The sequence below is a fragment of the Oleiphilus sp. HI0061 genome, assembly GCF_001635675.1.
This window is the reverse complement of sequence record NZ_LWFE01000875.1, coordinates 1-13,361: the sequence shown is the minus strand read 5'-3', so window position 1 is coordinate 13,361 and position 13,361 is coordinate 1. Positions and strand designations below refer to the sequence as shown.

Genomic DNA, 13,361 nt, shown 5'->3' with positions numbered 1-13,361 from the left:
GCGATAAGGTATTATTATGCAAGCGCGCCATCGAACCCCGTTTAGGCTATTGGACTCTGCCAGCGGGTTTTATGGAAAACCAGGAAACGACAGAAGAAGCCGCTATGCGTGAGACCTGGGAAGAAGCAGAAGCGAAGGTAAACCTAAAAGGCTTATTTACTATGATCAGCGTCCCGCAGATTGATCAGGTACATATCTTTTTTCTCGCTGAACTAAAACAGGAGAGCTACGCTGCAGGTCAAGAAAGCCTAGAAGTAAAACTCTTCGACGAACAAGATATCCCCTGGGATGAAATCGCTTTCCCAACAGTTAAACGCAGTTTGAAGACGTTTTTCGAAGACCGAAAACGGGGCACTTACGGTGTGCATGTCAGTGATATTTTCCGCGAACCACGTGAGATCCCTGAGCATGTTGCAGATTTACTTGATTAAGACCAGATACTTAAAGGCCGGGAGTTAAAAAATGAAATACCTACATACTATGGTTCGTGTCAAGGACCTAGAAGCCTCTCTGGACTTCTATTGCAATAAACTAGGGCTCGTTGAGATTAGTCGCAAAGACAGCGAGAAAGGCCGATTCACACTAGTATTTCTTGCGGCACCGGACGATGCTGATGAAGCGAGAATTATCAAAGCCCCTTGCCTGGAACTAACATACAATTGGGACACTGAAGACTACACCGGCGGTAGGAATTTCGGGCACCTGGCTTTTTCTGTCGACAATATCTATGAGCTATGTGAAAAACTACAGTCACAAGGATTAACGATCAACCGGCCTCCGAGAGACGGCTACATGGCCTTTATTCGTTCACCCGATGGCATATCAATCGAACTTCTACAAAAGGGCGATAACCTTGCACCTGAAGAGCCTTGGGTATCAATGACGAATACGGGGGAGTGGTAAAGAGTTTAAGGGCTGTAGGTCTTAATAATTTCTTTAACTCTTCCCTGCTGCTTCATCTTTCGCAAGTGATGATTAAATGCAGAGACAATTGCCTGATGATCAGCTAAAGACTTAACAATCGCCATGTGAAGCTCACGCTCAGTATAAGCGGGCTCTACAAATTTAAGCTGTTCGTTAAGCATCTTATTTTTCTGCATCAAGCGACTCAAAATCAAATGATCACCAATGCCGATATCTATCCGCCCCAGTGCCAGCATCTTTAACATGCTTAAGGCGTTTACCATTGGGGTTTTATTCAGCCCTGCAGCATTGTCGAAATTATGACCAAAACTCGCCCCCTTTCTTACTCCTATTTTTAAACCTTTTAGATCATCCAATTTCTGATATGAAATCACTTCGCTCTGATCAGAAATAAAGCTAATTTGATTAACATAGTAAGGGTCGGAATAAAGAAAATTGCTCGCTCTTTGCTCGTTAAACCATAAGCCGATCAATACATCAACCATGCCTTTTTCGGCTTCTGCTAATACTCTTCGCCAAGGCTTAATTGAGACTTCAACGGAGTAGCCTGCACGCTCGAAAGCTTCTATTACAATCTCTGTTGCCAATCCTTTGCGCGGCTGCTGTTCATACAGAAACGGCTCCCAAGGCGGGCCTGCCAAACGCAGAGTTTTCTTAGGCTCCACATTCGAGGCTCCTTCATCATTAAGGCCTTGACCTGCAAACACCCTCATACTGACAAGCAGCAACCCGCCAATCAGTATGAGTGCATTTCGAAGCACTGGTAGCATAAACAACAATACTCTGATCAGGACTTTAGCTGTTATCAGCTAGATAGAACCAGGTATCAAGCACCGAATCGGGATTTAGTGAAATACTATCGATATCCTGCTCCATTAACCAACGCGCTAAGTCAGGATGGTCTGAGGGGCCTTGCCCACAAATACCAACGTATTTGTTTGCTCGCTTGCAAGCGCTAATAGCATTTTCCAGTAGTGCTTTAATCGCCTCGTTACGTTCATCAAACAAGTGAGCAATGATTCCAGAATCTCTATCGATACCGAGTGTTAACTGAGTTAAATCATTGGAACCAATTGAGAAACCATCGAAGTGCTCCAGGAACTGATCTGCCAAAATAGCATTTGCAGGCAGCTCACACATCATAATGACTTTCAGGTCGTTCTCACCACGCTTTAGGCCTTTCTCGGCCAGTAATTCTACCACGTGCTTGGCCTCGCCAACTGTTCTGACAAAAGGCACCATAACTTCAACATTGGTCAGGCCCATTACATCGCGTACACGCTTAAGCGCTTCACATTCTAAATAGAAACAGTCACGGAAGGTTTCAGAAATATAGCGCGATGCACCACGGAAGCCGAGCATCGGGTTTTCTTCGTCTGGTTCATATAATGTGCCACCGATAAGGTTGGCGTATTCGTTAGACTTAAAGTCTGACAAACGAACAATCACACGTTTTGGGTAGAACGCCGCAGCCAGTGTCGAAATACCTTCAACCAGCTTATCGATATAGAAATCAACCGGAGAGGCATATCCACTGATACGCTGCTCGACTGTTTGCTTAAGGTCAGGCGGCAAGGTGTCAAAGTTCAGCAAGGCCTTAGGGTGCACACCAATCATTCGGTTGATAATAAACTCTAGACGAGCCAGACCAACACCTTCATTTGGCAGTGCCCTGAAGTCGAAAGCCCTATCAGGGTTTCCGACATTCATCATAATTTTCAAATCCATATCAGGCATCGAATCGACAGAGTTTTCTTTCAACTCAAAGTCGAGTAAGCCTTCATAGATAAATCCGGTATCACCTTCTGCACAAGAGACGGTTACTTCTTGCCCATCGCGCAATACATCACTGGCATCACCACAACCAACAACAGCAGGAATCCCGAGCTCACGCGCAATAATCGCAGCATGGCAAGTACGGCCACCACGATCTGTCACGATAGCTGAAGCACGCTTCATTACCGGCTCCCAATCCGGATCAGTCATGTCTGTAACGAGTACATCACCGTCCTGAACCTGATCCATGTCAGCAATATCATCAACGACTTTCACTGCGCCACTACCGATCTTGTGACCGATACTGCGCCCTTCTACGACAACGGTTCCGGTCTCTTTCATTAAGTAGCGTTCTAGAATAGCAGTACTAGAACGACTCTTAACCGTTTCAGGGCGCGCCTGAACAATATACAACTCACCGTCATCACCATCTTTTGCCCACTCGATATCCATCGGGCGATCATAGTGTTTCTCGATAATCAGCGCTTGCTTGGTCAGCTCATTGAGCTCTTCATCACTCAGTGAGAACTGTTTGCGCTGTGCCATATCAACCTTGACGGTTTCAACCAGTGAGTCACTATCATCCTGGCTATAGACCATCTTGATCGCTTTGCTACCCAAGTTACGCTTGAGAATTGCTGGGCGACCAGCTTCATAAGTGGGCTTATGTACATAAAATTCGTCTGGGTTCACTGCACCCTGCACGACAGTTTCACCCAAGCCATATGAGGAAGTGATAAACACCACATCTCTAAAGCCGGATTCGGTATCGAGGGTAAACATAACACCGGAGCTCGCCGTCTCACTGCGCACCATCTTTTGAATACCAGCGGACAATGCGACTTCACTATGCTCAAACTCATGGTGAACACGATAAGAGATCGCTCTATCGTTATAAAGCGAAGCAAAAACTTCTTTAACCAGAGCTTTAACTTGTTCGATTCCGGTAACATTCAAGAAGGTTTCTTGCTGACCAGCAAAAGAAGCCTCAGGCAAATCTTCGGCAGTGGCGGAAGAACGAACTGCAACGGCCAAGTTTTGATTTCCGTCTTGTAGCTTTTTGAAAGCATCTTCAAGCGCCCTATTGAGAGCCTCTTGAAACGGAGCCTCCATCACCCAGCCACGAATTTTGGCACCACTTTCTGCCAAGGCTGTAACGTCTTTTACATCGAGTGAAGCAAGCTCTGCATTGATACGCTCACTTAAGCCGTTCTCTGATAGAAAGTCCCAATATGCCTGAGCCGTTGTAGCAAAACCGCCCGGCACCCTTACCCCTACAGAAGATAGATGACTGATCATCTCGCCGAGTGAAGCATTCTTTCCCCCCACTCGATCAACATCGTTCATACCCAGTTCATCAAACCAAATAATGTAGTCCTGCAAGGCTTATTCTCCTGTACATTAGCGAAATACTGATAATTATGCGCTTTACCTAACGCGAGCAGGTGTGAATTGTAACACTTTATGCTAACTTATTTGAATCAATCCTCGGCTTCAAAATAAGGTTTTTTATGGGTAATCAGCGTACTGCTTTTTTCATTTCAGACGGCACAGGTATCACCTCAGAAGCGTTAGGCGTCAGTTTATTAACACGATTTGAAGAGCATGAATTCGAGAAAGTCACGCTTCCTTACGTTGATAGCATTGAAAAAGCCCTCGAAACGGTCGAGAAAATTAATGCTGCGGCGGAGTTAAATGGCGCGAAAGCTATTATTTTCGACACCATCGTTGATGATGGCATCAGAAAGATCATCAAAAAGAGTAATAGCTTGATGATTGATATTTTCGCCGCTTTTCTAGGGCCGCTGGAACAAGAGCTCGGCGTTCGCTCTTCTTATCAGGTAGGTAGAACACGCATTACTAAAAATACCCGCTATGACCAAAGAATAGAGGCTATTAACTACGCACTCGACAATGACGACGGTGCTCGCACCAAACTCTATGACCAAGCGGATGTGATATTGACCGGCGTATCGCGCAGTGGCAAAACCCCTACTTGTCTCTATCTTGCAATGCAGTACGGCATTAAGGCGGCCAACTATCCAATTACCGAAGAAGATATCGAAGACCAAAAGCTGCCCGCCTCTTTACGCCCCCATAGAAACAAGATTTTTGGCCTGACTATTGAGCCTGACAGGCTTGCCGCCATTCGCCATGAACGACGCGCTAACTCGCGTTACTCTTCAGCAAAGCAATGTAATTATGAAGTTGAAGAGGTTGAGCTAATGTATCGCAGAGAAAGGATTCCCTTTTTGAATACGACACATTACTCGGTTGAAGAAATTGCTACCCGCATCATGGTGCAATCGGGTATTGAGCGACGCTGCTAGCCATAACGCTAGCAGTACCTGTTTAGCACTTTTCTGCTTTTAGCGTTTAGAGTTCTTTAATCTCTAAACCCAGTCCTTCAAGCGCATCTCGCTGACTTTGCTGGCTAATCACCGCAACACTCGCTAAGTCTGGCTGCAGGTAAGTCTTGGCAACACGCTGCAGATCATCAATTGTGACCGACAAAACTTTCGCCCTAAATGCTTCGCGATGCTCCTGGGTTCGACCAAACAACAAGTTATGGTAATCACCCTTTGCTTCACCAGCTGGCGATCTTGGTTTATCTATTTGCGATACAACTCCCAAAATAGCCTGCTCTAACTCTTCTCCATCATGCTCCTCGATATGCAGCCATTCTAATGAAGCGTCGAAGTCATCAAGTGTTTCACTTAGACGAGGATCACGATAAGAGAAAAACCTGAAGGATGCCGAACCTGAGTCCTGCCCTGCACCACCGCCATAGGCACCACCTTGCTCTCTGATCGTCCTATGTAAATAGCCATTTCTTAAAAAGCCTCCCAATACAGACAAGGCTGGTGCATCATCATGACCGACAGCGACAGTAGGATAAGCCTTGGCACAGAAGTTGACTTGCGTGGACGTTAGCCAAGCTTCTTTTACGGTTTCACGTCTCTCTGTTAAAGAAAAATGACTATTCGCAGCAGGTTCAAAGTCTTTATAGGACTGATGAATAAAGCCTGCAATTTCATCAGAGACTTCCGACTCCGAGACCAGTAAGAACTGACGAGGCTGTGCTAAAACTGCCTTATGAATACTTTCCAAACCTTCAGCCAAGCTGGATAAGGCTTTACTATCGATATCGCCACTTTCAGTTGATAGCGATTCATCTAAAGCCTTCAAGGCTTTAATGCCTTGCATTCCCCCTAGCTGATAAGCGAGGTACGAGCCAGGGCTCATTCTGCTAGAGGCAACTCCCATCGCCAAGGCATGACCGCTACTGGTTACACCTTGCTCACGACGCGCTCGCATCTGAGCCACCAGTTCGCGAAGACGTTCATGCTCATCGAAACGAACGTTGTCGAGCGTTTCCTTAAGCATCTCTGTCAAAGCGACGTAGTTTCGACTAAGCGCCTTCCCTGAAAATACCAATACTCCTTTGATATCTTGAACGTCGTCAATTTCGCCCTTAACGGAGCTGTACGCTCCCAGGCCACCAGTTAAAGCAGACTGCTTATTCTGCATTTCCAGGTAACTGCTCTCGCCCGCACCTAGAGCGGTAACCACGGCAGTATAAATCGGCAAGAGTGCTTGCAAGTCTTCGCTAAGCTCAGGCATATCAATAATAATCTGCTGATAGACCAAGCCATTTGTGCCTTGGTGGTAACAAGTAATATTATCCGAAACTTTGGCTGGTTCGCCTTTGGGGAAGTGTAAATGCAGGGGCACGTCTGGAATGCCAACCTTAGGCAAGATCGATTCATCATCTTTCATGATCTGACGCTGCTTCAAGGCTTCCGCCTGATCTATGACCTTTTGCTTCTCTTCCTCGTTCAGATTCTGCTTAATTTCAGCTAGTTGCTTCGTTAGCAGAGCTGTTCTGACCTCATCGTAAGAAGTATCCGGACGAAGAGATAAAGTGACTCGGTGTGAGTTATCCAATAAGTGCTTTTTCACCAAAGATTTGAAATATTCAGGGTCTTTAACGCGCTCTCTTAACTTTTCAATCACCGGCTCAAGGTCTAGCAATGCGACCGGGTCGCCACCGTGCAACATCGAAGGCAATGCGCCGAGTATCAACTGCAAACCGTAAGGGTAACTGTCTCCCGCAATTTCTCGCTGACTTAACTCAAGCTGATGCAATACCGCATCCAAACGTTCTTTAGCAACACCTTCTTGGGCAACTTTCTCTAACACAGCGAAGATTTCTGCTTCTAGCTCTTCCTCTTTACCCGGTTCACTTCCCTCTAAACCACACGCAAAAGCCATTTCTCGGTTAGAGTCTTCCAAACCACACAAGGGTGATGGCGCATGCCCTAGCTTTGAAGCCTCTAATGCTCGCTGCAATGGTGCAGCACTGTTCTCAAACAACACATCAGCCAATAGATGTGCTTCGAGGTTTTGTTCCAAATCAAAGCTGTAACCTAACAACCATGAGACAACAATGTGCGTCTTATGTTCGGTCGGCTCATCTTTTTCAACGGGGTAATTTTCCTGAATCCGAATCGGTGCACAATAGCGTTGCTCATCGTTGATTCTGATTCGGTGATCTTCTTTAGAGAATCTGGATAAAGCGTAACCCTGAAAGTGACAATGGTGCTCATAAGCTGGAATATCGCCAAAGGTCAGAAACACAGCATTACTTGGATGATAGTGCTTTTTGTAAAAGCCTTTTAAGTCATCATAACTTAAACCGGTGATATGCTCAGGATCTCCACCACTATTAAAGTGATAGGTAGTAGTCGGATACAAATGGCGCGTTAATGTCTGCCATAGTTGACTAACCGGTGAGCTCATCGCTCCCTTCATTTCATTATAAACAACACCCTTGTAACTCAGATCGCTATTGGCATCATCTGCTTTTTCAAACTCAAGTCGATGCCCCTCTTGTAGAAAATCCATCTCGTCGAGTCGAGAGAAGAAAACTGCATCGAGATACACTTCGAGAAGATTATTAAAATCTTTCTTGTTTTTACTTGCAAAAGGGTAAGCCGTCCAGTCACTACTGGTAAAGGCATTCATAAAAGTATTTAAGGATCGGCGGATCATCATAAAGAAGGGGTCACGAACCGGATATTTCTCGCTACCACACAGTGCCGTATGCTCAAGAATATGTGCGACGCCAGAGTTGTCAGTCGGAACTGTTTTTAGACCTACCAAAAATACGTTTTCGGTATTAGTGGTCGCAAAATGCAGGTGCCTGGCACCCGTCCCCAAGTGCTCATACTCTTCGGCTGTCACATGCAAAGCATCAATGCTTTGAGAGCGGATCAGTTTGAAATCTTTATGCTGCATGTTAGCCATATATCGTTAATACCTTATATTAATACTACTGAATGATTATACTTTTAGGACAATAACCCAAACGCTCTATTGAGCACTCAACTGCACTTTTACAAGCAGAAAGCAGTTTAGCCCAGAATCGAATATTCTGTGACTTATCTTACATTTACATCTTATTTCTAAGCATTTTTTTCTATTTGAGTCTACACTCTAGACATAACGTAAGCGATGCGCCTTCAATACTCAAGCAACGATTAATCCAGAGTACATATTTTACACGTTAGTAAACGGAAATGTGGCGGAGCAACTCAGCTCCTATTTCTTAAGGGTAGTATATAAATGGTCGATCTTAGACCTCTTCTTTTTATAAATTTCTTAATGATTTTGCTGTTAATCATTGCGGGCACAGGGCCGGCAAATAATGAAGCAGACATTGTAAAAGCTAAAACTTCTATCGAATCCGAGCCTGACGTACCGGTAAGTGCGGGCACACCGGCTCCTCAAGAAACAACAAAAGAAGCTGAATATATTGAGCTTAGTGAAATGAGCAAACAAGTGCTTGACTCGCTAAAAAGAACTGAAGACCTTGCGTTTTCTGAAGAAGCAATTTTCGCAGATGAAGTTGAAGCTCCGGCCCCTACCCCGCCCATAAGAGAAGTTATTATCTCTGAAACGAAGAAGCCCGAAGTAATCACCTACAAAAACACAGAACAGCCCGAGCCCAAACCTGTCATTACCGGCACTTTGATTGTGCGCTCAAACGTTACCGACGATACCGTATTGGTAAACGGTAAACCTTATGGCCCAACTAAACTGGAAATGCAGCTAACACCTGGTAATTACAACATCGAAGTTGCTAAAGAAGGTTATCAGAGCTGGTTATCAAGCGTTGATATACGACGCGGAAGCACCAAAACACTAAAAGCTCAGCTTCAGCAATTTACTAAAGTTGATTACCAAAATGGTATGTGGGCAAACGATATCAAGACAGGCGAAGGAAGCTACATTCAAGAAGGCAGCTTTGAATACAACGGCTCCTTCGTTAATGGCAACTTTCATGGCATCGGCTCTGTCCGATATGCCAACGGAATGAAATACCAGGGAGAGTGGTTTGAAGGCAATATGCAAGGCCGCGGCACCCTCACCACCACAGACGGCGATACCTACATTGGTGAGCTTGATGAAAATGAGTTTAATGGTGAAGGAACCCTAACCAAAGCTACCGGTGACATCTATACAGGTTTCTGGATTGATGGCGTGCTCAATGGGCAAGGCTCTCTTACAACCAAGGGGGGCCTACTATATGTTGGCGGCTTCTCAGACAATTTATTCCACGGTAACGGTTCCCTAACCTACCCGGATGGCGGACACTACGAAGGTTCATTCTCTAACGGTATGTTCCACGGCAAGGGTGTCGAAACCTATGCGAACGGTAAAAAGTATGTCGGACAATTTATTGATGGCCTCTATCACGGTAAGGGAGAGATCCTAAACCCTAATGGAAGTAAGATCACCGGCACATTTAAAGATGGAAAGCCATTTGGCAAGGCAACGCTAACCACAGCAGAAGGCGAAGTGTTTACTGCCAGATCCAGCGAGCCTGGCGTGTGTTACCGGCAAAAGAGTTATCGAGCAACGGAGTGTCCTAAGCTAGAAGGCTGGTAATCAACGTTTGCAATTAGACACAAACGGCCAGCTACGACACGTCCATACAGAATTTTAAAGTACGAATTTGAATAGAGATTAACGAGGTATATGATGACAATTAAAAGCGCTTTATTGGTAGATGACTCCAAGGTCGCCAGGTTTGCATTGAGTAAGCTTTTAGAGAAAATCAGCCTTAAAGTCGATATGGTTAACTCCGGCGAAGAAGCCTTATCATATTTGGCGTCCAACAATAATCCTGACGTTATTTTTATGGATCAGCTCATGCCGGGTATGAACGGCGTTGACGCTACCAAAGAAATAAAAATGAATCCTGAGACATCAGAGATTCCCATTATTATGTGCACCTCAAAAAAGTCAGATGAATTCTCTGAAGATGCACGTAACTTTGGTATTTATGGTGTGCTAACCAAACCTGCTGAGTCTCAGCAAGTGGTAGAGCTTATTGAAAAGCTCACTAGCGACATAGCTAATAACACGCTACCCAAACCTGCGATTTCTATCTCTCTTAGTGATCAGGAACAGGCTCAACTTGGTAAAATCAGCAAAACTGAGCTTCCGGACGAACTTCAAGACAAACCTGCCGCAGCGCCGAGTGTCGAAGCTTCGTCTGATATCATTGAACAAGTCGCTCGATCAGCCGTAAAAGCGAATGTTAACAACCGCCTTCACGAGCTCCTATCCAGTCTATTCGACGAGCAATACGATCATGTCAAACGCATCCTGAGTGATTCAAAGCAAGAGCAGCAGGATCACTTAAAAGGCATCATGGATGAATACGTCAACGAAATTAATAAGAAAACTGAGTCCATTAAAGAGGAAGTTGCTGCAGAAGTAAGTCTGTTTTTAGGAAACCAACTCACTGAATTTAAGCAAGAGCTTCTGGATAGCAAAGCTCATACAGGCTTAGACCCTGTACAAATTGAAGAATTAAAAGAGCACCTTAGCTCTAGCCAATCTATGGACACTGAGTTTTGGCAACGCTTACAGGGTGACGCAATAAAACAAGCTCATGAAATCACGCGCGAAACTGCAGAAGACGTCGCAGCACAAACAATTGAAACCTATATCAGGCAAAACCGAGCTGCTTCCAATAAGTTTTATGGCATGGCGCTGGCGGCCAGCATAGGTGTATTCGCAGTCGGTATTGCTGTTACTGCAGGACTGTTTGGCTAAGCACTTGAATCAGCATACTGAAGTGACTGCCAAGCGTAAGCGCTCCAGGTCACTTTCAGTATCAACATCCTGAACTCGCCCGCCGAGGTAAACAGGCGTCGTTTTGTTGCGCAAGATTATGCCTTTCGCGCCGCCCTGATTTCCCGGTACAGCCAAGCCTTTTAGCTGAGGCAAATACGACCAAGGAAAGTATGCGGGCACTCCAAGACTAAGCTCCTTGTCCTCTTCTTGATATCCTGCACAAATTATTTCATTCGCTTGCTCATTAACTAAAGTACAGTATTTGCGCAAGTCACTTGTTTCTATTAAGGGCTGATCCCCAAGCAAGAACAACAGGCCATCCACGTTTTCATCTGTCAGCAGGGCTTCGCTCTCTGCAGATGATGCTGCGCTAGCAATGACCTTTCCCATTCCCTCTTGCCATGCACTCTCATGTAAAACCTTTGCAACACCAAAAGAAAGCACACTGTTAATTTCTTTGTAATTAGCGCCCAGCATCACCCAGGTTTTTGGGAAGACCTGAGACACCGTATCAAACACATGTTGCAACAAGGGTTTCCCGTGCCAATCAGCCAGCTGTTTAGGCGAACCGAAACGACTCGATTCTCCAGCTGCCAGGATCACCGCAATAATATTTTTGGCTTCGACGACTTGTTTATCACTCACATTGAGTTCCAGAATAAATTCTATTTATAGGGCTAAGGTGCCTGATAAATATAGAAATTACCACATAGAATAAGCATACCCTACGATATGTATACCAAGAAGCACTAGGCCCAAATAGAAAGACCATGTAAAATAGTCAACTATTCTTACTTAAGCAGCCGAAAACTATGCAAGCCGACACCTCTCTTTTTTCTTATCCTAAGTACTGGGCAGAATGCTTCGGTATTGCACCCTTCCTACCCATGTCTCGTGAGGAAATGGATACTCTGGGTTGGGATAGTTGCGATGTTATTATCATTTGCGGTGACGCTTACGTCGACCACCCCAGCTTTGGCATGGCGGTCATTGGTCGGCTGCTAGAGTCTCAAGGTTATCGAGTTGGAATTATTGCCCAGCCGGACTGGACATCGAAAGATGATTTTCAAAAGCTTGGTAAGCCAAATTTATTTTATGCGGTTTCTGCGGGCAACATGGACTCGATGATCAATCGTTATACAGCTGATCTGAAGATTCGCCATGACGATGCCTACACCCCAAACAACGAGGGTGGTAAGCGCCCTGACCGTGCAGTAACGGTTTATAGTCAGCGCTGTAGAGAAGCCTACAAAGATATCCCGGTTGTGATCGGTGGGATTGAAGCTAGCCTACGCCGAATCGCTCAATACGACTACTGGTCAGACAAGGTAAAACGATCGGTTCTGATGGACTCAAAAGCAGATATCCTACTTTATGGGAATGCAGAGCGAGCAATATCTGAGGTAGCCCTACGTATATCCCGAGGTGAACACCCCAAGGATATGAAAGATATCAAAGGAACAGCTTGCCTACTAAAAGAATTGCCAGAAGGCTGGAATATAAAAGATTCCTCGCGCATCGAAAAACCAAAAGCGCTTGACCCAGCGAACCACCCGTTCCAGAAAAACCCTTATCAAGAAACTGAAATAGAAGGTTCCGAGTCGACAAGTAAATGCGCCGACAATCAGCAAGTCGATAAAGCAGAGCCAATCAAAATTTTACCATTTCCAGAACAAAGCGCTGATAAAGAGAGAGAATTTATCTTACTCCCCTCTTTTGAAAAGGTTTCCAAGGACCCTGTGCTTTATGCTCACACCTCCCGAATACTGCACCTGGAAACTAATCCAGCCAATGCCCGAGCCATTGTTCAGCCTCACGATCAACGCTATGTTTGGGTAAACCCACCAGCCATTCCTCTATCGACAGATGAACTTGATAGCGTCTTCGAACACGCTTATCAGCGAGTGCCTCATCCTAGCTACGGTGATGCAAAAATTCCTGCCTACGAGATGATACGTTTCTCGGTCAATATTATGAGAGGCTGTTTTGGTGGCTGTTCATTCTGCTCGATCACAGAACATGAAGGCAGAGTAATACAGAGTCGATCAGAAGATTCCGTTATCCATGAGATTGAGCGAATCAGGGATATGACACCCGGTTTCACCGGCACCATTTCTGATCTGGGCGGACCTACTGCAAACATGTACCATCAGAATTGTCGCTCAGAGGAAATTCATGCAAGTTGTCGTCGACTGTCATGCGTCTATCCTTCAATTTGCAAAAATCTGATTACTGACCACTCGCCCACAACAAATCTATACCGACGCGCCAGAACACTACCCGGAATTAAACGCATACTTATTGCTTCCGGCTTACGCTACGACCTAGCAGTAGAAGACCCGGAATATATAAAGGAACTTGTTACACACCATGTAGGCGGCTACCTGAAAATTGCACCGGAACATACTGAGAGCGGCCCTTTATCAAAAATGATGAAACCCGGCATGGGCACTTATCATCGCTTTAAAGAACTATTTGAAAAATATTCTGCCGAAGCCGGAAAAAAGCAA

General features: G+C 45.2%; 10 protein-coding genes. 6 read left to right on the top strand and 4 right to left on the bottom strand.

Features of this window, described 5'->3' with window-relative positions; all coding sequences use genetic code 11:
• Both A3735_RS10340 and gloA read left to right on the top strand, forming a co-directional pair.
• The coding region (locus A3735_RS10340) for an NUDIX domain-containing protein (protein ID WP_156499592.1) at window positions 1-431 on the top strand (431 nt) is incomplete at its 5' end.
• A gap of 31 nt (window positions 432-462) precedes the next feature.
• Window positions 463-903, top strand: coding sequence for a lactoylglutathione lyase (gene gloA / locus A3735_RS10335; RefSeq protein WP_068514816.1), 441 nt, complete (start codon window positions 463-465; stop codon window positions 901-903).
• Between the two features lie 5 nt (window positions 904-908).
• Here gloA and A3735_RS10330 read toward each other — a convergent pair whose 3' ends face one another.
• Together A3735_RS10330 and ppsA are read right to left on the bottom strand one after the other, a co-directional pair.
• Window positions 909-1,694 (bottom strand): ABC transporter substrate-binding protein, encoded by a 786-nt coding sequence (locus A3735_RS10330; protein WP_068512492.1) that lies wholly within the window; start codon window positions 1,692-1,694, stop codon window positions 909-911.
• 25 nt (window positions 1,695-1,719) lie between these two features.
• Window positions 1,720-4,047 carry a phosphoenolpyruvate synthase gene (gene ppsA, locus A3735_RS10325; protein WP_369808144.1) on the bottom strand — a complete coding sequence of 776 codons (2,328 nt, stop codon included), beginning with the start codon at window positions 4,045-4,047 and terminating at the stop codon, window positions 1,720-1,722.
• A 164-nt stretch (window positions 4,048-4,211) separates the two neighbouring features.
• Here ppsA and A3735_RS10320 point away from each other — a divergent pair, with 164 nt between their 5' ends.
• Window positions 4,212-5,030 (top strand): pyruvate, water dikinase regulatory protein, encoded by an 819-nt coding sequence (locus A3735_RS10320; protein ID WP_068507784.1) that lies wholly within the window; start codon window positions 4,212-4,214, stop codon window positions 5,028-5,030.
• Window positions 5,031-5,076: 46 nt separating this feature from the next.
• Here the strand turns inward: A3735_RS10320 and A3735_RS10315 are convergent, their stop codons facing one another.
• Window positions 5,077-8,010, bottom strand: coding sequence for an insulinase family protein (locus A3735_RS10315; RefSeq protein ID WP_068512488.1), 2,934 nt, complete (start codon window positions 8,008-8,010; stop codon window positions 5,077-5,079).
• A 318-nt stretch (window positions 8,011-8,328) separates the two neighbouring features.
• Here A3735_RS10315 and A3735_RS10310 point away from each other — a divergent pair, with 318 nt between their 5' ends.
• Together A3735_RS10310 and A3735_RS10305 are read left to right on the top strand one after the other, a co-directional pair.
• A complete protein-coding gene (locus A3735_RS10310) occupies window positions 8,329-9,654 on the top strand; it encodes a PEGA domain-containing protein (RefSeq protein ID WP_068512485.1) in 1,326 nt (441 codons plus the stop codon).
• A gap of 90 nt (window positions 9,655-9,744) precedes the next feature.
• Window positions 9,745-10,830, top strand: a complete 1,086-nt coding sequence (locus tag A3735_RS10305; protein ID WP_231872053.1) for a response regulator — start codon at window positions 9,745-9,747, stop codon at window positions 10,828-10,830.
• Between the two features lie 9 nt (window positions 10,831-10,839).
• Here the strand turns inward: A3735_RS10305 and A3735_RS10300 are convergent, their stop codons facing one another.
• Window positions 10,840-11,496: a nucleotidyltransferase family protein gene (locus tag A3735_RS10300; RefSeq protein WP_068512482.1), complete on the bottom strand. Its 657-nt coding sequence runs from the start codon at window positions 11,494-11,496 to the stop codon at window positions 10,840-10,842.
• Window positions 11,497-11,663: 167 nt separating this feature from the next.
• On the opposite strand from A3735_RS10300, the gene A3735_RS10295 reads away from it, so the two are divergent.
• On the top strand, window positions 11,664-13,361 hold a 1,698-nt coding region (locus A3735_RS10295), incomplete at its 3' end, for a YgiQ family radical SAM protein (RefSeq protein ID WP_197485834.1).

Bases quoted from the DNA above. Each gene is read 5' to 3' on its own strand.
- gloA (WP_068514816.1), top strand. From the start codon at position 463: ATGAAATACCTACATACTATGGTTCGTGTCAAGGACCTAGAAGCCTCT.
- A3735_RS10330 (WP_068512492.1), bottom strand. From the start codon at position 1,694: ATGCTACCAGTGCTTCGAAATGCACTCATACTGATTGGCGGGTTGCTG.
- ppsA (WP_369808144.1), bottom strand. From the start codon at position 4,047: ATGAACGATGTTGATCGAGTGGGGGGAAAGAATGCTTCACTCGGCGAG.
- A3735_RS10320 (WP_068507784.1), top strand. From the start codon at position 4,212: ATGGGTAATCAGCGTACTGCTTTTTTCATTTCAGACGGCACAGGTATC.
- A3735_RS10315 (WP_068512488.1), bottom strand. From the start codon at position 8,010: ATGGCTAACATGCAGCATAAAGATTTCAAACTGATCCGCTCTCAAAGC.
- A3735_RS10310 (WP_068512485.1), top strand. From the start codon at position 8,329: ATGGTCGATCTTAGACCTCTTCTTTTTATAAATTTCTTAATGATTTTG.
- A3735_RS10305 (WP_231872053.1), top strand. From the start codon at position 9,745: ATGATGACAATTAAAAGCGCTTTATTGGTAGATGACTCCAAGGTCGCC.